The sequence below is a fragment of the Paraburkholderia lebeckiae genome, from assembly GCF_050436225.1.
GTDB lineage: Bacteria > Pseudomonadota > Gammaproteobacteria > Burkholderiales > Burkholderiaceae > Paraburkholderia > Paraburkholderia tuberum.
On record NZ_JBNDLU010000001.1, the window covers coordinates 523,888 to 545,688 of the forward strand.

The 21,801-nt window shown below is 63.2% G+C and carries 19 protein-coding genes and 1 pseudogene; 10 read left to right on the forward strand and 10 right to left on the reverse strand.

Features of this window, described 5'->3' with window-relative positions; all coding sequences use genetic code 11:
* The first annotated feature begins 31 nt into the window (after positions 1-31).
* Positions 32-877, forward strand: coding sequence for an NAD(P)(+) transhydrogenase (Re/Si-specific) subunit beta (locus tag OKW45_RS02440; protein ID WP_429465687.1), 846 nt, complete (start codon positions 32-34; stop codon positions 875-877).
* A 90-nt stretch (positions 878-967) separates the two neighbouring features.
* Here OKW45_RS02440 and OKW45_RS02445 read toward each other — a convergent pair whose 3' ends face one another.
* Entirely contained in the window at positions 968-1,288 is a 321-nt protein-coding gene (locus OKW45_RS02445; protein ID WP_429465689.1) for an HAD family hydrolase, read from the reverse strand.
* 96 nt (positions 1,289-1,384) lie between these two features.
* The gene (locus tag OKW45_RS02450; protein ID WP_018424728.1) at positions 1,385-2,332 is read right to left on the reverse strand and encodes a LysR family transcriptional regulator; all 948 of its coding nucleotides are present in this window, start codon (positions 2,330-2,332) and stop codon (positions 1,385-1,387) included.
* A gap of 371 nt (positions 2,333-2,703) precedes the next feature.
* Here OKW45_RS02450 and oxlT point away from each other — a divergent pair, with 371 nt between their 5' ends.
* From oxlT to OKW45_RS02465, 3 genes are all read left to right on the forward strand, one after another.
* Positions 2,704-4,065: an oxalate/formate MFS antiporter gene (gene oxlT / locus OKW45_RS02455; RefSeq protein ID WP_429465691.1), complete on the forward strand. Its 1,362-nt coding sequence runs from the start codon at positions 2,704-2,706 to the stop codon at positions 4,063-4,065.
* A gap of 30 nt (positions 4,066-4,095) precedes the next feature.
* Positions 4,096-5,079, forward strand: a complete 984-nt coding sequence (locus OKW45_RS02460) for a LysR family transcriptional regulator (protein WP_429465693.1) — start codon at positions 4,096-4,098, stop codon at positions 5,077-5,079.
* Positions 5,080-5,171: 92 nt separating this feature from the next.
* Positions 5,172-6,623: an aldehyde dehydrogenase family protein gene (locus tag OKW45_RS02465; RefSeq protein WP_018424731.1), complete on the forward strand. Its 1,452-nt coding sequence runs from the start codon at positions 5,172-5,174 to the stop codon at positions 6,621-6,623.
* 86 nt (positions 6,624-6,709) lie between these two features.
* On the opposite strand, the gene OKW45_RS02470 is transcribed toward OKW45_RS02465, so the two are convergent.
* The 4 genes from OKW45_RS02470 to OKW45_RS02485 all read right to left on the reverse strand — a co-directional run bounded on the left by OKW45_RS02470 (position 6,710) and on the right by OKW45_RS02485 (position 10,104).
* A complete protein-coding gene (locus OKW45_RS02470; RefSeq protein ID WP_018424732.1) occupies positions 6,710-7,687 on the reverse strand; it encodes a 2-dehydropantoate 2-reductase in 978 nt (325 codons plus the stop codon).
* A gap of 257 nt (positions 7,688-7,944) precedes the next feature.
* The gene (locus tag OKW45_RS02475; RefSeq protein WP_026226576.1) at positions 7,945-8,565 is read right to left on the reverse strand and encodes a LysE family translocator; all 621 of its coding nucleotides are present in this window, start codon (positions 8,563-8,565) and stop codon (positions 7,945-7,947) included.
* Between the two features lie 109 nt (positions 8,566-8,674).
* Positions 8,675-9,256, reverse strand: a complete 582-nt coding sequence (locus OKW45_RS02480) for a hypothetical protein (protein WP_018424734.1) — start codon at positions 9,254-9,256, stop codon at positions 8,675-8,677.
* A gap of 263 nt (positions 9,257-9,519) precedes the next feature.
* On the reverse strand, positions 9,520-10,104 hold the full coding sequence (locus OKW45_RS02485) for an IMPACT family protein (protein WP_187613627.1): 585 nt from the start codon (positions 10,102-10,104) through the stop codon (positions 9,520-9,522).
* Between the two features lie 170 nt (positions 10,105-10,274).
* Between OKW45_RS02485 and OKW45_RS02490 the strand changes: the two genes are divergently transcribed.
* Together OKW45_RS02490 and OKW45_RS02495 are read left to right on the forward strand one after the other, a co-directional pair.
* A complete protein-coding gene (locus OKW45_RS02490; protein ID WP_429465697.1) occupies positions 10,275-10,901 on the forward strand; it encodes a LysE family translocator in 627 nt (208 codons plus the stop codon).
* A 111-nt stretch (positions 10,902-11,012) separates the two neighbouring features.
* Complete coding sequence (locus tag OKW45_RS02495) at positions 11,013-11,642, forward strand: 2-hydroxychromene-2-carboxylate isomerase (RefSeq protein WP_429465699.1); 630 nt, start codon at positions 11,013-11,015, stop codon at positions 11,640-11,642.
* A gap of 16 nt (positions 11,643-11,658) precedes the next feature.
* On the opposite strand, the gene OKW45_RS02500 is transcribed toward OKW45_RS02495, so the two are convergent.
* Positions 11,659-11,913, reverse strand: coding sequence for a DUF2866 domain-containing protein (locus OKW45_RS02500; protein WP_018424737.1), 255 nt, complete (start codon positions 11,911-11,913; stop codon positions 11,659-11,661).
* A gap of 343 nt (positions 11,914-12,256) precedes the next feature.
* Here OKW45_RS02500 and OKW45_RS02505 point away from each other — a divergent pair.
* Positions 12,257-13,372: pseudogene (locus OKW45_RS02505) on the forward strand (GGDEF domain-containing protein).
* 27 nt (positions 13,373-13,399) lie between these two features.
* On the opposite strand, the gene OKW45_RS02510 reads toward OKW45_RS02505, so the two are convergent.
* Both OKW45_RS02510 and OKW45_RS02515 read right to left on the reverse strand, forming a co-directional pair.
* Complete coding sequence (locus tag OKW45_RS02510) at positions 13,400-15,139, reverse strand: peptidoglycan D,D-transpeptidase FtsI family protein (protein ID WP_429465701.1); 1,740 nt, start codon at positions 15,137-15,139, stop codon at positions 13,400-13,402.
* A gap of 321 nt (positions 15,140-15,460) precedes the next feature.
* On the reverse strand, positions 15,461-17,002 hold the full coding sequence (locus OKW45_RS02515; protein ID WP_429465703.1) for a methyl-accepting chemotaxis protein: 1,542 nt from the start codon (positions 17,000-17,002) through the stop codon (positions 15,461-15,463).
* A 549-nt stretch (positions 17,003-17,551) separates the two neighbouring features.
* Between OKW45_RS02515 and aepX the strand changes: the two genes are divergently transcribed.
* From aepX to OKW45_RS02530, 3 genes are read left to right on the forward strand one after another with little or no spacing between them, the layout of a single operon-like run.
* Positions 17,552-19,282, forward strand: coding sequence for a phosphoenolpyruvate mutase (gene aepX, locus OKW45_RS02520; RefSeq protein WP_429465705.1), 1,731 nt, complete (start codon positions 17,552-17,554; stop codon positions 19,280-19,282).
* Entirely contained in the window at positions 19,279-20,442 is a 1,164-nt protein-coding gene (gene aepY, locus OKW45_RS02525) for a phosphonopyruvate decarboxylase (protein WP_429465707.1), read from the forward strand. Before aepX ends, aepY begins: the two co-directional genes overlap by 4 nt.
* Positions 20,443-20,465: 23 nt before the next feature.
* Positions 20,466-21,533, forward strand: coding sequence for a 2-aminoethylphosphonate aminotransferase (locus OKW45_RS02530; protein ID WP_429465709.1), 1,068 nt, complete (start codon positions 20,466-20,468; stop codon positions 21,531-21,533).
* 45 nt (positions 21,534-21,578) lie between these two features.
* On the opposite strand, the gene OKW45_RS02535 is transcribed toward OKW45_RS02530, so the two are convergent.
* Positions 21,579-21,731, reverse strand: coding sequence for a hypothetical protein (locus tag OKW45_RS02535; protein WP_018424744.1), 153 nt, complete (start codon positions 21,729-21,731; stop codon positions 21,579-21,581).
* Positions 21,732-21,801: the final 70 nt, after the last annotated feature.

Genomic DNA, 21,801 nt, shown 5'->3' on the forward strand with positions numbered 1-21,801 from the left:
TTGCTTTTCATCGCATCACGGAGGATCACGCATGCTGCAAGCCTGTGGGAGTGCCGTGTGGATGGACCTGTTGTTGCTGCTCGCCGTGGCTGTCACCGCTGCGTTGGTTGCGGGGCTGATGGTGGCGTTGGCCGCGCTTTCGCGAGGACAGTTCGGCCGACGTTCGGCGCAGCGGCATTCATGCGTGCGCGAACGCGATCTGACACGCAGGCCCCGGATGCTTGCATTGCTTGGCAGCGGCATCGGTTTGGCGGTCGCGTCGATAGGCTTTACGCGCTACCTGTTGGCAGCGGCGCGCGAGAACGCCGAACGCATCGAACTGTTTGCAGCCGTGTTGATCGGCGCGCTGCTCTTTGCGATCTCGGCGATTGCGTTCTGCAAGCTGCGCGGCGCATTGCAACTCAAGGCGGTCGCGCGGCCGGGACATCACGTCGTCAATCTGTTTGCGCTGTTTTTATGCGGATGGCTTGGTTACGGTTTCGTCACTGAACAGGCACAGCCATTCGGACTCGCCGCATTGCTCGCGACGGGCGCGCTGGCGTTGGCAATGGGCGTGCATCTGATGCTGAGCCGCGAGTACTCGGCCGATCCCGCTCACGCGGCGAATCGCGTCAGTTGCGCAGCGCGCATGTGTGCCTTCGCCGCGCGTAGCGATGGCCTGGCGATCGGCAAGCCGGGCCTGCTCGCGAACATCGAGTGGCATGACGGGGAAGAGCAGACGTGGGCGCTTCGCGATGTCACGCCGGCGATGATGCGCGTGCGTGCCTCTGCAGATAGTCGGGATGGACGTGACGGTAGACGCGGCAACGGCCGCCAGCGCGACTGTGCACGCCAATGCGCGCACAAGCGGCCGGTTCATTTCACTACACGTCGCTGATCAATGATGCATGCGCCGCGAGGAGACCAGATTGCCAATAGCAAAGACGGCGGGACGATGATCCCGCCGCCCGAGTCTTTTTCAATGCTTCTATTCGCCCGCGGCCGCGGCGAATTCGCTGTAGTACTGCGTCTTCCTATGCAGAATCAGTTGCGCGAGAAAGTCGGCATCGTACGCCCGATGCAGATGGCTGTGATAGCGCTCGATATAAGCGGTGATTCGCGCCAACTCGCCATTGAACTCTTTCAGCATGTCGAACGTCGCACGGTCCCAGCGAAACCGCAGCCCAAGTTCGCTGAACGCGGCATTGTAGGCGCTCAGATGCGCATCGTCGGATTGGTCTTCGTGATCCGCCGCCGCTGTGCGAGCGTTGCGTGTACTGATACGGGATTCAACCGGAGCGTGGTTCATGATCGGCCTCCTCGGCTCGCAAGTGAAAGAACTCGCTTGCAGCATAGAAGTCGCGATCGATCTGCAATAGTTAAAGTTTTATTGGCTTTCCATAGCCTACGGCTTATGTACGCTCAGTTCCTTCACGCGGGTGATCTTTTCGATCAGATTGGCGCCTTCCTCCATCAGGAAGCGTTTGAAGGCGACGGCAACCGGCGGCAGACGCTTGTTCTTCCGATGCACGACATACCAATTGAGCATGACCGGAAAGGTTTCGACGTCGAGCACGACCAGATGACCCAGTTGCAATTCGAGGCTGATCGTATGGGCGGACAGAAACGCGATGCCCATGCCGGCGATGACCGCCTGCTTGATCGTCTCGGTGCTCTTGATCTCCATCGCAATCTTCAGATTGGACAGCCGGCCGGCAAAACCTTCTTCCATCGAATTCCACGTGTCCGAGCCGCGTTCGCGCACGATGAACGCTTCGTTCGCGAGTTGACTGAAGCGGATATTGCGCTTGTGCGCAAGCGGATGAGTGGGCGCCGCGACGATCACGTACGGGTGCGGAGCGAACGGTTCATTGGTCGCGTCGGTTTCATGCGGCGGACGCACCATGACCGCGAGGTCGGTCTGATTGGTCGCCAGTTGATGAAGCAGTTCTTCGCGGTTGTGTACCGCGAGATTGAGATCCACACCCGAATAGCGACGCGTGAATTCGGCGAGAAGGCGCGGAAAGAAATAGTCGCCCGCGCTAATCACCGCAACATTCAGTTTGCCGCCGGAGACGCCCTTCAACTGGCTCATCGCTTCGTCGACTTCATGGAACTGCTGCATGATCGCGCGGCTGTAGTGGAGCATTTCCGTGCCGGCCGGCGTCAGATAGATCTTCTTGCCGAGTTGCTCGAACAGAGGCAGCCCCGCATGTTCCTCGAGTTGCCGGACCTGGGTGGAAACGGCCGGCTGAGTCAGATGCAATTCTTCCGCGGCGCGCGAAAAACTCAGGTGGCGCGCTACCGTTTCAAAGACCTTCAGTTGCCGCAGAGTTGCATTGCGCATCGTCATGGTCGATGTATAAGGAAACGTGAATCAACATAATAACAAACTTTAATTATGAGTAATTCAGCAATGACCCTAGCATGAAACCTATAAGAAGCCGAATAGCCGCTGTAATACGCGGGTTAACGCATAGATATGTGGTGTGGCGGACTCAATAGCGGGGAATAACCCGTAATGCTTACCGGCTGAAGCGTGGTTCTGGTCGGAATAAAGCAAGAATTTTATAGAAGACGAGTTCGGGGATCTGCGGAAACGCAAAAGCGTCAATTGAGATTTATCCCGAATAGCGAAAGTTCTCGGGCCATAACGATAAGGCGGGACACATCCAGCGCGGCGCGTAAGCCGGCTGCACTAAATAAATAGTGGAGACAAGGCTCATGAACGATATCACCCAGCAATCGACGACCCGTATGTCCTGGCGTAACCGATGGTGGCAACTCGTCATCGGCATGGTATGCATGGCGCTGGTGGCGAATCTGCAATATGCGTGGACGTTATTCGTGGCTCCTATGCATGCGCGGCATCACTGGAGCGAGGCGTCGATCCAGCTCGCGTTCTCGATCTTCATTCTGACCGAGACGTGGCTCGTGCCGTTCGAGGGCTGGCTCGTCGATCGATTCGGGCCGCGCCCGGTGGTGGCAGCCGGCGCGGTATGCGCGGGTTTGTCGTGGATTCTCAATTCGCATGCGACCACGCTCGGCATGTTGTATTTCGCCGCGGTGATTGGCGGGATAGGCGCGGGCGGTGTGTATGGAACATGCGTCGGCAACGCGCTCAAATGGTTTCCCGACCGGCGCGGTCTCGCCGCGGGTTTGACGGCCGCGGGCTTTGGCGCAGGCGCGGCGCTGACGGTGATTCCGATTGCGAACATGATTACGCGCCGCGGCTATGAAGAGACGTTCCTGTTCTTCGGCATCGTGCAAGGCGTCAGCATTCTGCTGCTCGCGCTGCTCCTGACGCGGCCGATCTTGCGTCAGCCAGGGGTACGCAAGAGCCGCTTCGCGGTGTCGAAGGTCGATTTCACCTCGCGCCAGATGATCAGAACGCCAGTGTTCTGGGTGATCTACGCGTCGTTCGTCGCGGTCGCGGCGGGCGGCTTGATGGCGACCGCGCAAATCGGCCCGATCGCGAAAGACTGGGGCATAGCGCGCATTCCGATGACGGTCTTCGGCGCGACGTTGCCGCTGCTGACCCTCACGCTGTCGATCGACAATATCTTCAACGGCTTGACGCGTCCGCTGTGCGGCTTCATCTCCGACAAGATCGGCCGTGAAAACACGATGTTCGTGATCTTCATCGGCGAGGGGCTCGCGTTGCTCGGCATGATGCAGTTCGGCAGCAATCCGTATGCGTTCATGGTCTTTGCCGCGCTGATCTTCCTGTTCTGGGGCGAGATCTTCTCGATCTTCCCGGCGACTTGCGCCGATACGTTCGGCAGCAAGTACGCGGCCGCCAATGCCGGCACGTTGTACACCGCGAAGGGCACGGCCTCGTTGCTGGTTCCGATCGCGTCCATACTCGCGGCGACGGGCGGCTGGAGCCTTGTCTTCGTCTTTGCCGCCGTCATCACGATCGCAGCCGGCATTTCGGCGAAGTTCATCCTCGAGCCGATGCGCGCGCGTTGGATCGAATCGCACAACGAACCTCAGGGCGCGCTGGCCGTCGCGGGTCCTGGCAATGGCAATGGCAATGGCAATGCGTCGCGAATGAGTCACTGGCCCGGACAGTCTGGCGAATAACGTGAGCGTCGCGCGCCCGGAACCGACGCCATGAATGTTTCGCTGCAGCAGCTCAAGGTGTTCGTCGCGGTCGCGCGCGAGCGGAGTTTCACGCGCGCGGCGCGCGAGTTCGATCTGACGCAGTCGGCCGTGAGCCGTTGCGTGCGTGAACTGGAAGATGCGGTCGAATTGAAGCTGTTCGATCGCACGACACGCCAGGTCGAACTGACGAATGCGGGCGCGAGTCTCGAGAGAAGAATTGGCCGGCTGCTCGACGAAATCGAGTTGACGCTGCTCGAAGAGCGCGCTGCTTTCGACGGACACACGGGCGTCGTCTTATTCGCGAGTAATCCGGTGTTGTCCTCGGGCTGGGTGCCGCAGGCTTTGGCGCAGTGCGCGTCGGTTTTTCCCGAGCTGGTCGTATCGGTCAAGGATCAGCCTCAAAGCAGCGTACTGGCCAGTGTCGAGCAGGGCGAGGTGGATTTCGGCGCGGTCTGCGTGACTGCACCTGTCGATAGTCCTCTACTGCACGCTCAGGTACTTTTCACTACGCCACTGCATGCGGTGTTTCCGTCCGCGCATCCGCTGGCGCGGCAAGACAGCATCGGATGGCACGCGTTGCGCGAATGTCCGCTGATAACGCTGAATGCCGATACTGGCGTGCGCGCCGCGCTCGCACCGGTACTCGCCGCGAACGGATCGAAGCGCCTGCCGTTGCAGGAACTCGGACACGTCGCGGCCGTAGCGCGCATGGTCGAATTGGGACTGGGTGTCGGCGTATTGCCTGTCGATGCGCATTGGCCTTCGCCGGGCGCTTCGTTGGTGAGTCGTCCGCTGGTCCCCGAAACGGCATTGACGACGGTACTCGTGCACCGTAGAAATCGCTCGCTGCGTCCCAATGCGGCTGTTGCGTGGGGGCAGTTTGTCGCGTCGACGACTGATCATTCGCCGATCGCGAACGAAGTGCCTGCCGCAGCCGCGACGCCAAGCTTCAACTGGCGGTCCGTGCGGCAAAGCCTGTTGCCGGAACCTTAGACAGGGGCCGACCGAAAAGCTTGCGCGACGCGCGGCATTCGATCGATGCGCCGTCAGTCAACCACATAACGTCCTACTCAAGGAGTTTCATGATGGAAATCCAGACCGATCTCAGGCACCATGATCTGCTGATCGACGGCAAGCGCATGCCGCCAGGCACCGGGGAATATTCCGTCGACATCAACCCCGCGACCGAGGAGCCGATCGCACTGGTGGCGCAAGGCAGCGCCGCCGACGTCGATGCCGCGGTGCGCGCCGCGCGCGGCGCATTGAAAGTATGGAATTCGATTCGGGCCGCCGAACGCGGGCGCATCCTGCAACGTCTCGCGGGCCTGATGCGCGAGAACATGGAAGAACTCGCCGCGCTCGAAAGTCTCGACGGCGGCAAGCCGATTGGCGCGGTGATGCGTCAGGACGTGCCCGCCGCGATCGATACCGTCGAATACTACGCAGGCTGGTGCGACAAGATCAACGGCCAGGTGGTGCCGACGCGTCCCGATGCATTGACCTATACGTTGCGCGAACCTGTCGGCGTGGTCGCCGCAATCGTGCCGTGGAATTTTCCGCTGATGATCGGCATGTGGAAGATCGCGCCCGCGCTCGCATGCGGTTGCACGCTGATCGTCAAGCCCGCCGAGATCACGCCGCTCACCGCGTTGCGCATCGGCGAGCTGGCGCTCGAAGCGGGCGTGCCGCCGGGCGTGCTCAACATCGTCACCGGCAAAGGCAGCGTGGTGGGCGACGCGATGGTCTCGCATCCCGGTATCGACAAGGTCACGTTCACCGGTTCGCCTTCGGTCGGACGAGGCATCCTGCAGGGCGCGGCGGGCAATTTCAAACGCGTGACGCTGGAACTCGGCGGCAAGTCGGCCAACGTGATTTTTGCCGACGCGAATCTCGACAATGCGGTGCGAGCCGCGGCGTCGGGCGTGTTCTTCAATACGGGGCAAGTGTGCTCCGCCGGGTCGCGGATACTCGCGCATCGCGACGTGTATGACGAAGTGGTCGAGCGTCTGGCCACGCGCGCGAAGTCGATCAAGGTCGGCGATCCCGCGCTGCGCGAAACGTCGATGGGACCGCTGATTTCGGCCGCGCAGATGAAGACCGTATTGAGCTATGTCGACACGGGACGCTCGGAAGGCGCATCGCTCGTGACGGGTGGCGCGCGCGTCGGCAATCGCGGCTTTTTCGTCGAGCCAACCGTGTTCGCGAATGTCGAGCACGAAATGCGCATTTCGCAGGAAGAAATCTTCGGGCCCGTGGCGAGCGTGATCCGTTTCAACGACGAAGCGGACGCGATCCGAATCGCCAATGGCACGTCGTACAGTCTCGCGGCAGGCGTGTGGAGCGCTGACTTGAGCCGCGTGCATCGCATGGCGCGCGACCTGAGGGCGGGCACGGTGTGGATCAACACCTACGGCTATACGGACGTGCGTTTGCCGTGGGGCGGTGCTGGCGACTCGGGCTTCGGTCGCGAGCATGGCGATGTCGCGATCGAGAACTTCACGGAACCGAAAGCGGTGTGGGTGGCGATAGATCAATAACGTCCAATATGAAAAAAGGATCGGATGCATCGCATCCGATCCTTCAGGTCGTGTTGCAAGACGAAAAGGAATTGACGAGTACCCGGTCAATTGCCCTGTAAAGCCATCTTCTCGCGCAATTTGATCAGTGCGAGCACGACGTCGATAGTGGGTGTCGGTTCGGCAACGAGTCGCCCCATTTCCTGCACGACGGTCAATAAAGGATCGATTTCCATCGGCCTGCGGTGCTCGAGATCGACGAGCGTCGATGTCTTGTGCGCACCGACCGCACCCGCGCCATCAATACGCCTTTCCACATCGACGCGAAAGTGCACGCCGAACTGATCCGCGATTCGCTTCGCTTCGAGCATCATCGTGCGTGAGACCGCGCGCGTGCCCGGGTCACTCGTGAGCACATCGAGCGTTGCATGCGTCAATGCGCTAATCGGGTTGAAGCACAGATTACCCCATAGCTTGAGCCAGATCTCGTCGCGAATGTTGTCGCGAATCGGCGCTTCGAAGCCGGCCGCCTGCATGATCTCGTGCAGTTGCTGAATGCGCGGGGTGCGCTCGCCACTGGGTTCGCCGATGGGAAACTTCTTGCCGTACACGTGCTTGATCACCCCCGGTTCGACGATCTCCGCCGCCGGATAGAGTACGCAGCCAATCGCGCGCTCGGGTCCGAGCTTGGTCCATTGCGAACCGTCGGGGTCGACGCTCGTCAGCCGAGTGCCGGCAAAGCGCCCGCCGTGCTGATAGAAGTACCAATATGGAATGCCGTTGACGCCGGTAACGATCGCGGTGTGCTTGCCGAGTAGCGGTTGCATGGAATCGACCACGCCAGGCAGCGAATGCGCCTTCAGCGTCACGATGACGAAGTCCTGGACGCCGAGTTCGCGTGGATCGGACGTGCAGCGCACCGGCGCGCTGAACGTTTCGCCATCCATGATGAGGCGCGCGCCGTGTTCACGCATCGCGGCCAGATGCGGGCCGCGCGCAATGAAGCTGACGTCCGCGCCGGCGCGTGCCAATTGCACGCCCATTAAACCGCCAATCGCTCCCGCTCCGAAGATGCAGATCTTCATGATGTCGCTCCGTGACGATGAAAAAGCCGTTCGCCCAATGCCGCATTGCAGTAATCCGCGGCCGGTCACGGTTCGAGCATAAGGTGGCGCGACGAATGCTGATAGTTAAAGTTTCTCCGTCGATGTATTAGTTATTCGTTATGACAAGACCGGCGACGTGAATGCTGCTTCGACTGTCGGAGAGCCTAGGGCCTGTTCACGCTAATAACGGGCTTGCGAATGTGCCTTTCCGCGCGCGTGAACAGGCCCTAGATACCTCAGCCGCGCCGAACCAGCAGAAAACTCACGCCGATTGCCGCGAGAAATCCCCCGCAGCAGCGATTGAACCAGCGGCGGATCTGCGCGCGCATCAGCCATTTGCCGAGATACATGCCGGCCCACGAATACAATGCAATCGCCACCCATTCGAGTACCAGAAAGCTCGCGCCGAGCGCGGCGAATTGCGGCAGTATCGGCTGCGCGACGTCGACGAATTGCGGCAGGAACGCGGTAAAGACCAGAATCGCCTTCGGATTGCCCGCCGCCACGAAAAACTCGTGTCGTGCGATGCGCGAGAGCGCAGCCTCCTGTGGTTGCGACGTATCGATTGCGGGTGCGTCGCTGCGCCACAACTGGATCGCGAGCCAGATCAGATAAGCGGCGCCCGCGAGTTTGATCGCCAGAAAGATCCACTCGGACGCATGCAGCACGACGGCGAGACCGGTCGCGGCGAGCGCGAGCATCATCGCGAAGGCGAGCAGCCGGCCGCTGCCGCCGACGAACGCTTTCATGAAGCCATGACGCGCGGCCACGTTGATCGAAAGCAGGTTGTTGGGCCCGGGTGCGAGGTTGATGGCAAAGCAGGCGGGTAAAAAGAATAGCCAGGCGGTAAGGGACATGACGGCTTGCATTCCGAACGGGAGATCACGATGCATCGCGCGGAGAATCGCGCGCGATGCGTTACCGGGATTGTAGCGAAACCGCGCCGCGCGTCGGCTGGCCGCGTGCTCAGTTCACCGCCTTGATAAAGCCTGGATCGCCAATCAATGTATCGACGCTGAGGTTGACCGTGTCTTCGATCGCGATCGTGTTGCTGGTGAATTTCGGCGACTTCTGCTTCACGGTGCGCGTGGTCGTGTACATGACTTTTTGGGTCGCCGCATCGATAACCACGTAATGCATCTTCAGCGTCCACAGCGCCGGCGAGCGCCTATCGTCCACCGTGAAGGTTTCGATGCTGCCGCTGAGCACGCGTTTGTTGTCGTCGATACGAAAACCGGCCACTCGCAGACTATTCGCGACGCCATTGCGCACCACGAGGCTGACGTCGTCCTTCAGCACGAGCCCGGTCATCCCGGTATTTTCGATGCGGTTCGGCGAGATATGACCGTCGCGCGCGGGCAGATACGCGAAGTCGCGTGCAGGGGCGACGCTGAGCGAGCCAGTGCCGTGGGTCTTCGTGTGCGTCGCGCTGGCGCTGCTGTTCAGGCCGAACCATGACCACGAGCACGCGGACAGCAGCGTGGGCAGCAGTACGGCGCTGCAGCCCTTGAGCACGACGGATCTCAACGGCGAACGCGCAGCAGCCATGCGGGAGAAAGCGGCGGTCGAAGTCAGAGGAGTTGCCCTTTTCAGTGGAGTCATCCCGGTGAAGAACAGCATGGTAGCAGCGAACTGGACCGTCGAACTTTCAAACGGGCTCCGGGCGCTCCCTGCCGATTCGGGCAGCAAGCCTCGCGTCGGGGTGGCAGCCCATCATAACGGGCCGCGCTAGCGATGGACACCGAGGCCGCGCCCGAAGGGTTTTCGCGATGTTTTCGGAATTGCCCGCGCCAGGCCCGGACCTGAGCCGTTCAAAAAAAGCCCGCCTTTCCTTGCGTGATATCGATCAGCGTCGCCTTGGCGTCGTCGAGTGCGTTGGCGGGCACGCGCATCGTCATTTTCACCAGCATGCCGTAGGCGCTGTCCACGAGCGCATAGCCTTCGGCGTCCATCCATCGACGGACTTTGGCTTCGTCGGCATAACTCACTTCGACGCCCAGCAACACCTGGGCAATCCTCTCGACGCGCGGCGCGTCGAGCAGCGCGGACGCGATCGCATCGGTGTACGCGCGCACCAGACCGCCCGCGCCGAGCTTCACTCCGCCGTAATAGCGCACGACGGCCGCAAGGACGCCATCCAGATCGTGATGCCGCAGCACTTCGAGAATCGGCCGACCGGCGGTGCCGGACGGTTCGCCGTCGTCGGACATGCCGGACTGGCCGCCCGCGAGCAGCGCCCAGCACACATGCGTCGCGGCAGGATGTTCGTCGCGCAGACGCTGCAATTCGGCCATCGCGGCATCGCGATCGGCGACCGGAATCGCATGCGCGATGAAGCGGCTCTTGCGAATCTCGAGTTCCGCGCTTAGTGGCGCGGGCAGGGTATAGGTGGGCAAGGCGGAAACGTCGGTGGATGAAACGAAGCACGCGGTAGGCGGCGCGATGTCCGTCATGGTAACGGATCGTCGGTGCCAGCGAGGCGCAAGGGCCGCTTCGCGGGTTCGTCTACAATGGTTCGCTGAGCACGCGCCCATCATTTAGACCCCGCGCGTCGCAAGGAGACGACATGCTTGACCTATCCACGTTGGGGACGTTCGTTGCCGTCGTGCTCGGGCTCTTTCTGATTCCAGGCCCGGCCGTGCTTCTAGTTTTGACGCGCACCATGCACGGCGGACGTAAAGCCGGGATTCTGACCGGTCTCGGTATCGCAGCTGGCGATTTCGTGCATACGCTGGGCGCCGCGGTTGGCCTCTCCGCGCTGCTGATGACGTCCGCGCTGACCTTCAATGCGGTGAAATTCGTCGGCGCCGCGTATCTCGTCTATCTGGGCATTCGTGCATTGCGCGAAAAGCAGGCGAGTGCGCACCTGCCGGTCGTCGCGCCGGTGTCGGGTTCGAAGGCGTTCTTGCAGGCGATCCCCGCCGAAGTGCTGAACCCGAAGACCGCGCTGTTTTTCCTTGCGTTTCTTCCGCAATTCGTGCGCCCCGAACATGGCTCGACGTTTCTGCAGTTCGCGACACTCGGGCTTATTTTCGTTGCCATGAGCGCGCTTTACACGACGCTGATCGTCCTGACGATGCGGCCGCTGGGCAAACTCGTGAAGCGTTTGACGTGGTTGACGCGCTGGCAGAACAAGCTCATCGGTGTGCTGTTCATTTCGCTCGGCCTGCGCGTGGCAGTGCAAACACGCTGAGTCCCGAAGCGCGAGTTCAGGACGACGCCAGCGGGATCAGCGACCCAACGACGCGACTATTAAGCATTGCAAGACCACGATGCCATGGCACGCGCGATTCAGGAGACAGCGATGAATGAAGACGCAACTTCGACGGCGCGCGCAATCGAGTTCTGGTTCGACTTCGGCAGCAACTACAGCTATCTCAGCATGATGCGGATCGAAGCGTTGGCGGCCGCGCGCAACGTGACGATCCTCTGGCGGCCGTTTCTGCTCGGTCCGGTATTTCGCCAGCTCGGTTTCGACAACTCGCCCTTCGTACTGCAGAAAGAAAAAGGCGCGTACGTGTGGAAAGACATGGAGCGTCAATGCCGCAAATACGGCATTGCGCTCACGCGCCCCAGCACGTTTCCGCGCGCGGCGCTTCTCGCGATGCGTGTCGCGCTGCTGGGTGCGAACGAGCCGTGGATCGGTGCCTGGTGCCGCAAGATCATGCAGTTGAATTTCGTCGACGACCGCGACATCGGTTCAATCGATGTCGTGAGTCACGCGCTCGACTCGCTTGGCTTACCGGCGCAGAGCGTGATCGACGCCGCGCAAAGCGACGCGAACAAGCTCCGCTTGCGCGAGCAGACCGAACGGGCCATCAACAAGGGGATTTTCGGTGCGCCGACGTTCTTTGTCGGCGAGGAGATGTTCTGGGGCAATGACAGGCTGGAGGACGCGTTGGACCACTGCGACGCGATCGCGGCGCGTCATTGAACGTCAGCGGGAGCGCTTAGTCAGCCTGCTGACAGAAGCGCCGACCCGGCACGTGAGAGACCACGGCCTGGGCGATTTCGAGCGGAGTACTTTCGGCGGGAACGACGCGACGGCTCGATTCGGGCGCGTGCTTCATCGTCCATTCGACGAGTCGGTATGAACGGCCCCAGGGCGGTTGCAGCGGATCGGAGACCTTGCAGGAATGAATCTGGCGAGTCCATTCATGGCCGGGCATCGCACGCAGGTGTTCGACTACCATCTCTTCAACCATGATTTACCTCCTTCTTCTTGCGCGTAACCGTTTTCGGTCGCGCTTCTGGCACCCCTCAAGAAAAAGCGCCGCCGATGTTCTGGCGGCTCAACAGGGGATGTGCCACATACTTGCAGGGAACAATTAAGCGAAACTTAAGAACCGCAATCATTACGCAAACGGATCTCACTGCGTGTAAGCGAGGGTAAGTGAATGCAAGCGAGAGCTGACAACAGTGGGCATGAACGCTCGCAAGCCGGCCGACAGGTCGCGAGCCTGCCCTCAAGACCTCGGCGGATCGGCCGTTATCAGTAGGGTTGGGGCGTCGACCCCGCTTAGCCTTCAGGGCCGCCTTGCTGATACCGTGACGAATCTCGCCCAAACGCCGCTTTCCGAGCGCCTTCGCGCGCTCGTCGACACCGTGCAGCACAATGAGCGCACGTTGCGCCGCTTCCAGAACGTCGAGTTGCGGTTGATCGGCGCGCAGGATTTCGCATCGTTTCTCGATACGTTGTTCAGCCATCTGCCGTAGGAGTTCTCGCTCGCGAACGTGGTGCTGTGGCTCGACGAGCGCGCGCCAATGCTGCTCGAACTGCTCGAGCCGGGCAACCTGCGCGCGCTCGATAATGCGCAGCTGAAGACGTCGCGCGAGGGCGGTCTCGTCGCGCAATCCTTGTGCGAAGACGATCGGCCGTGGCTTGGCCGCCCTGGCGAACTCGACGACGACACGCGCCACGCGTTCTTCGGTGCCGCGCCAGCTCACGTGCCGGCCAGCGCGATCCTGCTGCCGCTCGTCTCGGGCACGAGCGTCAGCGGCTACCTATGCCTCGGCAGCGACGACCCCGCGCGCTTCGGCGCCGGCATGGCCACCGACATTCTCGAGCGCTTCGCGAGCATCGTCACCGCGAGTCTCGACAACGTCGCGCATCGCGAGCGGCTCAAGCAGCTCGGCATGACCGACTCGCTGACCGGCCTCGCGAATCGCCGCTATTTCGACGAACGGCTGCGCGAGGAGTTGATGCGCGCGGCCCGTTATCGCGTGCCGGTCGCGTGTCTTTTCATCGATATCGACGGTTTCAAGCGCATCAACGATAGCCACGGCCATCAGGCCGGCGACCGCGCGCTCGCGGCGGTGGCCGCCTGCGTGCGACAGCAGGTGCGGCTTGGCGACACCGTCGCGCGCTATGGCGGCGAGGAGTTCGCCGCGCTGCTGCAAGGCGATCGCAGCGACGCGTTGACCGTCGCGGAACGCGTGCGGCGTGCGGTCGAGAATCTGGACGTGCGCGACGAGCACGGCGAGCTCATTGCATTGACCGTGTCGATCGGCGTGGCCGGGCGCGTGGTCGCCGGCAGCCCGGCCGAGGCGATGTCGCTCGGTCAGGCGATGATGGATGAGGCCGATCGCGCGATGTATCAGGCCAAGCGCAACGGCCGCAATCGTATCGAGGCGCAGGTCGATGCGTTCGATGGGCAGGGTTGATCGACCGTAACTAACACTAACTACGCGTCACACTCCTGCCGCATCCGGCGGCACCCCGAGCAGCTGCAACGCGCCGCCCATCACGCCGCTGAACACCGGTCCAGCGACCGTGCCGCCATAGAACGCCCTGCCAGCCGGATCGTCGATCATCACGGCGACGATCAGGCGCGGATCGCTCATCGGCGCCATGCCGACGAACAGCGCGCGGTAGCGGTTCTTCACGTAGCCCGCGCCGATCTGCTTGCGCGCCGTGCCGGTCTTGCCGCCGACGCGATAACCCGCCACGGTCGCGGCGCGTCCGGTGCCGCCGTTGCCCGTGGCCATTTCGAGCATGTTGCGGATCGCCCGCGCGGTGCCGGGCGTCGTGACCGATTCGCCGCGGTCGGCGAACGACGCGGGACCGTCCGCGTCGAGCGGCTCGCGCAGCAGGCTCACGCGCCTCAGCGCGCCGTCGCCCGCATAGGCGGTGTAGACCTGCGCGATTTGCAGCAGCGATACCGACAGCCCGTAGCCATACGCCATCGTGGCCTGTTCGATCGGGCGCCAGCGTTTATATGGCCGCAGCTTGCCGGCGGCCACGCCAGGGAAGGGCAGCTCGGGCTTCAGACCGAGCCCGTATTGCCGATACTTGGTCCAGATCGTCTCGGCCGGCAGATTCAGCGCGAGCTTTGCCAGCGCGATATTGCTCGACTTCTGCACCGCCTCGGCGACCGTCATCGCGCCGTGATTCGACGTGTCGTGAATTACGGCCGGGCCGATCCGATACCAGCCGGGCGCGGTATCGATGATGCTCTGCGGCCGCACCTTGCCTTCGTCGATCGACAGTGCGACGACCAGCGGCTTGATCGTCGAACCCGGTTCGAACGTGTCGATCACCGCGCGGTTGCGCAACTGCCGGCCGGACAGGCGCGTGCGGTCGTTCGGATCGAAGCTCGGGTAGTTGGCGAGCGCGAGGATCTCGCCGTTGCGCGCATCGAGCACGACCACGCTGCCCGCTTCGGCGCGGTGCTGCGCGATCGCGGCTTTGAGTTGTGTGTACGCGAGTTGCTGGATGCGCCGGTCGATCGTCAGCTGGATCGTGGCGCCGTTGCGCGCGGGCACGAGCGGCCGCGTCTCCGAGATCACGCGGCCGAGCCGGTCGCGGATCACCTCGCGGTGGCCGGGCGCGCCTTGCAACTGCGCGTTGGCGGCGAGTTCGACGCCTTCCTGGCCGTTGTCCTCGATGTCGGTGAAGCCGACCACGTGTGCGGCCGACTCGCCCTCGGGATAAAAGCGTTTGGTGTCTGCGATCTGCGTGATCCCGGCGAGCCCGAGGCGCGACAGATGCCCGGCAGTGTCGGCATCGACCTGGCGCTTGAGCAGCACGAAGCTGCGCTCGCCGTTCAGACGCCGACGCAGTTCCGCGAGCGGCAGATCGAGCAGCTTTGCCAGCGGCGCGAACGCGCTTTCGTCGACGAGCTTCGGCGTGGCCCAGATCTCGTAGGTCGCGAGACTGACCGCGAGCATCGAACCATTGCGATCGACGATCCGGCCGCGCGTCGCGTCGAGTTCGAGCAGGCGCTGATAGCGCTTCTGCCCTTGGTCGACGTAGAAGTCCTGATTCACGACCTGCACCCAGAACGCGCGGAGCGCGAGCGTCGCGAACGCGCCGAACACGAGCAGCACGACGAACTTCGAGCGCCACGCGGGTAGTCGCGCATCGAGCAGCGGGTTCTTCGCGGCTAAGGCATAGGGATCGGACGATGGCGGTTTTTTCTGGCGGATCATGGCGGCGGGCAGCGGACCTCACGTACTTTCGATTGAACGAGGCCGCCAAAGGCACGAGGCCCGGCGGCAAGGACTGTCGCCGGGCCGATTGTAAATAAAACGTAATTTAAATGCGAGGAATGTGAAAGGAGGTGCGTTCGAGCTGGAGCAAAGGCGAGCCGAGCCGAAGCTTGATAACGAAAAGCCGCGCGGACTTGCAAAATCCGCGCGGCTGATTCGTTCGATTGATGCGTCGACTCCGACGCGGCGTGTTGAATAGGCGCTCCCTGCCTGTGGGGCGCCTTCTTTTTTCGCGCCCGTTGCGGGCGCGGCGGGGCAAGCTCAGGCCGGCAACGCGAAACTCGCAATCGCGTCGCGCAACACGCCGACCTGGTCCTTCAGCGAATGCGCGGCGGCCGCGGCCTGTTCGACCAGTGCCGCATTCTGCTGCGTGACCTGATCCATCTCGCCGACCGCGCGGTTGACCTGTTCGATGCCCGCGCTCTGCTCGCGCGACGCGTGGCTGATTTCTTCGAGGATCTCGTTGACCCGCCGCACCGACTGCACGATCTCGCCCATCGTCGCGCCCGCGTTGGCGACCAGTGACGCGCCGGTCTCGACGGTATCGGTCGAGGTCTCGATCAGCGCCTTGATCTCCTTGGCGGCCGTCGCCGAGCGCTGCGCGAGGCTGCGCACTTCGGCCGCGACCACCGCGAAGCCACGACCCTGTTCGCCGGCGCGAGCCGCCTCGACGGCGGCATTCAGCGCGAGGATATTGGTTTGGAACGCGATGCCGTCGATCACGCCGATGATGTCGCCGATCTGCCGCGAGCTCGCGGTGATCTCGCTCATCGTGCGCACCACGTCGTCGACCACGCGGCTGCCGCGCGTCGCGACGTTCGCTGCGTCGCTCGCGAGTTGCGCGGCCTGGGTCGCGCTGTCCGCGTTCTGCTTCACGTTCACGGTCATCTGATCCATGCTCGACGCGGTTTGCACGAGCGCCGCCGCCTGCTCCTCGGTACGCTGCGACAGGTCGGTGTTGCCCGCCGCGATTTCGTTCGCGCCGACGTTGATGTTCTCAGTGCCCTTGCGCACGCGCGAGACCGTGTCGACGAGTCCCGCCTGCATCGTGCGCAGCGCATGCAGCAGGCTGCCGTTGTCGTGCGGCTCGATCGGCACCGGCGTCGCGAGGTTGCCTTGCGCCATCAACCGCGCGTGCTCGACGGCCACTTCGAGATCGCCGCCGAGCGAGCGGCGGATGCTGCGCAGCACGACCAGCATCACGACCGTAGAGAGCGCACCGAGCGTGATGGTGATCGCGAGCCAGCGCAGCAGGTTGCGGTAGAACGCGCTTTGCACGTCGTCCATGTACATGCCGGTCACGAGGTACCAGTCCCACGGCGCGAAGTGCATCGAGTAGCTGGTCTTCGCGACGGGATGCTCGCTGCCGGGCTTGGCCCACAAATAATCGACGAAGCCGCCGCCGTCGTGATTGCCCGCGTTGACGATATCGACGAACAGATGATTGCCGGCCGGATCGGTGAACTGCGCGAGGTTCTTGCCGATCAGTTCGGGCTTGATCGGATGCATCAACATGACCGGCTGCGAGTCGTTGATCGACAAGTAGCCGTCCTTGCCGTAGCGCATCGCGCCGAGCGTCGCGAGCGCCTGCTTTTTCGCGTCGTCCTCGGACAGCGCATGCTGCTGGGAGAGCGAGTAGTAGTGGCCGACGACGTGGTTTGCCTCTTCGATCAACGAGCGCAATTGCTCGCGTCGGTCCGAGATCATCGATGCGCGGTTCTGCCACGCGCCGAACGCGCCAATCAGGATCAGGCCGACCCACAGAACGGCGATCATGGACGCCAGTTTTCGGTTCAGAGTCATAGCGATGGGAATAGGCGTTTTGGCCAGTAGGGTCCATTGAATTGCGGTGGGATGCCGCTCGCTGTGTTTACGGCGCGAAATGGCGTTGATCGAGGCAGGGAAAACCCGCTGTTCGAAATCGCTATTCATCTGATTAATAGGCGGATTTATTGAGCGTTTTAAGCGGATTTCATGCGCCAATTCGAAAAAGACTTTTGTGCATGATTCGCGGATCTGAATTAACTGGCGATTATCGGTAAATCGCAGCAATTGAAAAAATGCGCGCGAAAATCGACATGAAAAATGCCGGTTCTGGTCTGCGTAAAATCTGCCGAGCCCAATCCAGGAAGGCTTGTACCAACATTCCACAAAACGCCAATCAAATCCAAAAATCCCGTTAAATGGTCACGCATGCAAAAAACAACACATTTTTCCACTTAAGCGCAACCACGAAAGACCGCTGAGACCTTCAAAGACTCGTCATAAAAAATTCCGCTATAGTCGCCCTTTTCCGATTGCCAGCCTGGCATCGAAGAACGCCAATAAGCCCGCCACCAGGAGTCCCGAAGAGTGAATGCACGCGATCCCGCTTTCGTTTCCCAGTCCCGCAGTGCGCGCCTGCGCCAGATGCTCGTCAGCAGCGAACTCGAATTCATGATGGAGGCGCATAACGGCCTGTCCGCGCGCATCGTTCGCGAAGCGGGGTTCAATGCGATCTGGGGCTCTGGCCTCGCGATCTCCGCGCAGTTCGGCGTGCGCGACAACAACGAGGCGAGCTGGACGCAGGTGGTCGATACGCTCGAATTCATGGCCGACGCGAGCGATCTGCCGATCCTGCTCGACGGCGACACCGGCTACGGCAACTTCAACAACGTGCGCCGCCTCGTGCGCAAGCTCGAACAGCGCGGCATCGCCGGCGTGTGCATCGAGGACAAGCAGTTTCCGAAGACCAACAGCTTCATCAACGGCGAGGCGCAGCCGCTTGCCGATATCGACGAATTCTGCGGCAAGATCAAGGCGGGCAAGGACTCGCAGAACGACGAGCATTTCTCGATCGTCGCGCGCGTCGAGGCGCTGATCGCGGGCTGGGGCATGGACGAGGCGCTGCGCCGCGCGCAAGCGTACGCGCAAGCTGGTGCCGATGCGATCCTGATTCACAGCAAGCTGTCGCGCCCCGACGAGATTCTCGAATTCGCGCGCGAATGGGCCGGGCGCGCGCCGCTCGTGATCGTGCCGACCAAGTACTACAGCACGCCGACCGAGGTGTTCCGCGAAGCGGGCATCAGCACCGTGATCTGGGCGAACCATCTGATCCGCGCGGCGACCTCGGCGATGCAGGCCGTCGCGAAGGAAATCCATTCGAGCGAGACGCTCGTCAACGTCGAGGACAGCATCGCGGCCGTCAACGAAATCTTCCGTTTGCAGGACGCCGACGAATATTCGGAAGCCGAAGACCGCTATCTGTCGAGCGGCCGCGCGGCCGGCTCGGCCGTCGTGCTCGCCGCGAGCCGCGGCAAAGGCCTTGAAGCGGTGACCGGGGACCGTCCGAAGGTGATGCTGCCGATCGCCGGCAAACCGCTGCTGCGCTGGCTCGTCGACGCGTTCAAGAAGCAGGGCGTCAACGACATCACCGTGGTCGGCGGCTATCGCGCCGACGCGATCGATACCGCGGGCATCCGCCTCGTGGTCAACGAGCAGCATGCGCAGACCGGCGAGCTTGCCTCGCTCGCGTGCGCACTCGACCACCTGACCGGCGACACGGTCATTTCGTACGGCGACCTGCTGTTTCGCAGCTACATCCTGCGCGATCTGGTGGAAAGCGGGGCCGCGTTCAACGTGGTCGTCGATTCGTCGCTAACCGATGCGGAGAACGCGAGCGTGCGCGATTTCGCGTGGTGCTCGGCCGCCGACGACCGCGGTCTGTTCGGCAACAAGATCGTGCTGCGGCATGTCGCGAGCGGGCGGGAGCAGTCGTCGGCGGCGGGCGTCGCCCCAGTGCCGCATGGCCGCTGGATGGGTCTGCTGAACGTGCGCGGCGCGGGTCGCGAGCGCCTGCGGGCGGTCATGCGCGAGTTGCGGACGCGCGACGATTTTGCGTCGCTCGACATGCCCGCGCTGCTGAACGCGTTGATCGAAGCGGGCGAGTCGATCGAGGTGCAATACGTGCACGGCCACTGGCGCGGCGTCAACGATCTCGACGATTTCCGCCGCGCGGGCGACTTCGCGCACGCGCAGGCGCCGTTCGCGACGGCCGTCGGCGGCGGGGCGACGACGAACGATGCGCACGGAGGCGCGCAATGATCGAAGCAGCACAGTTCGTCGAGGCGGCGCGCGAGCGCGGTTTCGACTGGTACGCGGGCGTGCCGTGCTCCTATCTGACGCCGTTCATCAACTACGTGCTGCAGGACGAATCGCTGCACTACGTGTCGGCGGCCAACGAGGGCGACGCGGTCGCGCTGATCGCCGGCGTTACGCTCGGCGCGAAAAACGGCCGGCGCGGCATCACGATGATGCAGAACTCCGGGCTCGGCAACGCGGTCAGCCCGCTGACGTCGCTGACGTGGACCTTCCGCCTGCCGCAACTGCTGATCGTCACGTGGCGCGGCCAGCCCGGCGTTGCCGACGAGCCGCAGCATGCGCTGATGGGCCCGATCACGCCGGCGATGCTCGACACGATGGAAATTCCGTGGGAGACATTCCCGACCGAGGCCGACGCGATCGGTCCGGCGCTCGATCGCGCGATCGCGCACATGGACGCAACCGGCCGTCCATACGCGCTCGTGATGCAGAAGGGCAGCGTTGCGCCGTATGAACTGAAGGACGGCGGCGCGCCCAGGCGGCGCACGCCGGTCGAGCCTCGCGCGCGGTTCCGCGACAGCGCCGCGGACGAACTCGCGACGCGCCACGACGCGCTGCAAAAGGTGATCGCGCATACGCCGCTCGACTCGACGGTGGTGCTCGCGTCGACCGGCTTTTGCGGCCGCGAACTCTATGCGATCGACGATCGCGCGAATCAGCTATACATGGTCGGCTCGATGGGCTGCGTGACGCCGTTCGCGCTCGGCCTAGCGCTCGCGCGCCCCGATCTGCGCGTGGTCGCGCTCGACGGTGACGGCGCCGCACTGATGCGCATGGGCGTGTTCGCGACACTTGGCGCGTACGGCCCGTCGAACCTCGCGCACGTGCTGCTCGATAACGGCGCGCACGACTCGACCGGTGGCCAGGCGACGGTATCGTCGCAGGTGTCGTTCGCGGGCGTGGCGGCCGCGTGCGGTTACGCGTCGGCGCTCGAGAGCGACGATCCTGCGATCATCGACGAGCTGTTCGCGGCGCCGCCGCTCGACGGGCCGCGCTTCGCGCGCCTGACGATCCGCCGCGGCACGCCCGGCGGCCTGCCGCGCCCGACCATTACGCCGCCCGATGTGAAGACGCGCCTGATGCGCCACATCGGCGCGATCTGAACCCGACGCCAACAGGAGCGCCCATGCTGCTGCTCAACCCCGGCCCGGTGACGCTCACCGAACGTGTCCGCAACAGCCTGTTGCAGACGGATCTGTGCCATCGCGAGAGCGAGTTTTTCGATCTCCAGGAAGAGGCGCGCACGCGTCTCGTCGACGTGTACGGGCTCGACCCGAACGAATGGCAGGCAGTGCTGATGACCGGTTCCGGAACGGCTGCCGTCGAAAGCATGACGGCCGCGCTGGTGCCGCACAACGGCAAACTGCTGGTCGTCGAAAACGGTGTGTACGGCGAGCGTATCGCGCAGATCGCCGCGCAATACGGCATCGCGCACGAAGCGCTGAAGCACGACTGGATGGACGCACCCGATCTGGCGAAGATCGCCGACCGTCTCGACGCCGACAAGTCGTTCACGCACGTCGCGGTGATTCATCACGAAACGACCACGGGCCGTCTGAACGACATCGCGGCGCTCGGCGCCTTGTGTCGCGAGCGCGGCCTGCGTCTGCTGGTGGACGGTGTCAGCAGCTTCGGCGCCGAAACGATCGATTTCGCGGACGCGAACCTCGACGCGCTCGCCGCGACCGCCAACAAGTGCCTGCATGGCGTGCCGGGCGCGTCGTTCGTGCTGGTGCGGCGCGCGGCGCTCGCGCGCGCGGCGAGCCGCACGTACTACCTCGATCTCGCGCGGCTCGCGCGTTTGCAGGATCAGCGCAACACGCCGTTTACGCCGTCGGTGCACGCGTATTACGCGCTGGTCGAGGCGTTGCGTGAGCTCGCCGAGGAAGGCGGCTGGCGCGCGCGTCACGCGCGCTATGCGGCGCTTGCCGAGCAGGTGCGCGCTGGGCTGGCGGCGCGCGGCATCGACAGTGTGTTGCCGGCCGGGCAGTCGTCGGTGGTGTTGCGCGCGTACCGCTTGCCCAACGGTATCGCGTATCCGCAACTGCACGACGCGCTGAAAGCGCGCGGCTTCGTGATCTATGCGGGGCAGGGCGGGCTGTCGGCGGAGCTGTTCCGCATCTCGACGATGGGCAACATTCACGCGGCCGATATCGACCGCCTGCTGCAGGGCTTCAGCGACTTGATGTGCTGACGCTGCGCCGAGCGGCGCGCCGCGACCGCGCCGCTCGCGGCTCCCTTACACCGGATCCTTGTCCGGCGGCCCGTCAGGCCGCTGCGGCTCCTCGACATGATGCCCCGGCGACGGCGGCACGAGCGGGTCGGCTTCCGGGTCGCGGTTCGGATCGGCGTTCGGGTCGGGAATCGGGCTGGTGTGCATTTCGTAGCTCATTGCGTCACCCTGCGGTTGAAATGCGCGGGTCCGGCGTAAGCGGCTTGATACCGTCGATGTGTGCCGCCAC

Excerpts from the sequence above, each read along its gene's own strand:
- OKW45_RS02515 (WP_429465703.1), bottom strand. The coding sequence starts at position 17,002 with ATGACTCTGAACCGAAAACTGGCGTCCATGATCGCCGTTCTGTGGGTC.
- OKW45_RS02470 (WP_018424732.1), bottom strand. The coding sequence starts at position 7,687 with ATGAAGATCTGCATCTTCGGAGCGGGAGCGATTGGCGGTTTAATGGGC.
- OKW45_RS02495 (WP_429465699.1), top strand. The coding sequence starts at position 11,013 with ATGAATGAAGACGCAACTTCGACGGCGCGCGCAATCGAGTTCTGGTTC.
- OKW45_RS02530 (WP_429465709.1), top strand. The coding sequence starts at position 20,466 with ATGCTGCTGCTCAACCCCGGCCCGGTGACGCTCACCGAACGTGTCCGC.
- OKW45_RS02460 (WP_429465693.1), top strand. The coding sequence starts at position 4,096 with ATGAATGTTTCGCTGCAGCAGCTCAAGGTGTTCGTCGCGGTCGCGCGC.
- OKW45_RS02535 (WP_018424744.1), bottom strand. The coding sequence starts at position 21,731 with ATGAGCTACGAAATGCACACCAGCCCGATTCCCGACCCGAACGCCGAT.
- OKW45_RS02475 (WP_026226576.1), bottom strand. The coding sequence starts at position 8,565 with ATGTCCCTTACCGCCTGGCTATTCTTTTTACCCGCCTGCTTTGCCATC.
- OKW45_RS02500 (WP_018424737.1), bottom strand. The coding sequence starts at position 11,913 with ATGGTTGAAGAGATGGTAGTCGAACACCTGCGTGCGATGCCCGGCCAT.
- OKW45_RS02490 (WP_429465697.1), top strand. The coding sequence starts at position 10,275 with ATGCTTGACCTATCCACGTTGGGGACGTTCGTTGCCGTCGTGCTCGGG.
- OKW45_RS02450 (WP_018424728.1), bottom strand. The coding sequence starts at position 2,332 with ATGACGATGCGCAATGCAACTCTGCGGCAACTGAAGGTCTTTGAAACG.
- OKW45_RS02480 (WP_018424734.1), bottom strand. The coding sequence starts at position 9,256 with ATGGCTGCTGCGCGTTCGCCGTTGAGATCCGTCGTGCTCAAGGGCTGC.
- OKW45_RS02445 (WP_429465689.1), bottom strand. The coding sequence starts at position 1,288 with ATGAACCACGCTCCGGTTGAATCCCGTATCAGTACACGCAACGCTCGC.
- OKW45_RS02440 (WP_429465687.1), top strand. The coding sequence starts at position 32 with ATGCTGCAAGCCTGTGGGAGTGCCGTGTGGATGGACCTGTTGTTGCTG.
- OKW45_RS02510 (WP_429465701.1), bottom strand. The coding sequence starts at position 15,139 with ATGATCCGCCAGAAAAAACCGCCATCGTCCGATCCCTATGCCTTAGCC.
- aepY (WP_429465707.1), top strand. The coding sequence starts at position 19,279 with ATGATCGAAGCAGCACAGTTCGTCGAGGCGGCGCGCGAGCGCGGTTTC.
- OKW45_RS02465 (WP_018424731.1), top strand. The coding sequence starts at position 5,172 with ATGGAAATCCAGACCGATCTCAGGCACCATGATCTGCTGATCGACGGC.
- oxlT (WP_429465691.1), top strand. The coding sequence starts at position 2,704 with ATGAACGATATCACCCAGCAATCGACGACCCGTATGTCCTGGCGTAAC.